Annotated in this window: 1 protein-coding gene; it reads left to right on the top strand. The window is 77.9% G+C overall.

What is annotated here, in order from left to right; genetic code table 11:
- Positions 1-295: 295 nt before the first annotated feature.
- A partial coding sequence (locus MNZ29_RS24125; protein WP_277957398.1) for a vitamin K epoxide reductase family protein occupies positions 296-869 on the top strand: 574 nt, incomplete at its 3' end.

Below are 869 nucleotides of genomic sequence, written 5' to 3'. Positions count from 1 at the left end.
GGCGCCGCGCCCCGCGCCGCGAGCGGCGAGCGCCCCCGGCCGGACGCGCGCCGCGCCACCGACCTGCGCCCTCGCCCGCGGACGGAGGAGCCAGCAAAGAGAGACGGAGCGGCGCCGGCTCGCTCGCAGACCGCGTCGAAGCCGCCGCCGTGCGTCGAGGTGAAGCCTTGCTCGATCGACTGATCGCCGGGGCAGCGCCTGCCGTGCATCCAGCGCGTGCAGCCGCGCGCACGACGCTTCTCCGGGAACACGTCACCCTCTCGGCCCTCACCGCGACCGCTTACCCTCACCGTCCATGAAGAGAGCACGTCAGAAGACGTCGCGGCGCCCCGGCGGCGTCCCGCCCGACCGTCGTTCGCCCGCCAGGCCGCTCGTGGCGGCGCTCGGGCTCGCCCTGCTGGGCGTGGCCCTGGCTGCCCTCCTCGCGCGCCTGCACGCTCGCGCGCACGCGGGGTACTCCAGCTTCTGCGCCATCAACGACGTCGTGAACTGCGATCGCGTGGCGTTGAGCCGGTTCTCCGTGTTCCTCGGGCTGCCCGTCGCGGCCTGGGGCGTCCTGGGCTACGGCCTCGCCGCCGGGCTCGCCGCTCGGGCGCTCGTCCACGCGCGGCGCGGTCGCCCCCTCGCCCGGGGGCTCCTGTTCGGCGTGGCGGCGACCGCGGTCGCGGCGTCGATCGCGCTCGCGATCGTGAGCGAGGCCGCCATCGGCGCGTGGTGCCTGCTCTGCGTGGCCTCGTGGCTCACGGCCGTCGCGCTCCTCGCGGCGGCCTGGCGCGCCTGCCCGGCCGGCCCCGCCGCCGCGATCGCGGCCGACCTCGCCGCGCTCCGCGCGCGCCCGGCGAGGTCCGCGGCGCTCGCGGTCGTGCTCC

Origin of the sequence: Anaeromyxobacter sp. SG64 (genome assembly GCF_022690745.1) — a bacterium.
Lineage (GTDB): Bacteria > Myxococcota > Myxococcia > Myxococcales > Anaeromyxobacteraceae > Anaeromyxobacter > Anaeromyxobacter soli.
Note: the sequence above shows the minus strand (reverse complement) of the source record. Positions and strands in the feature narration are given on the sequence as shown.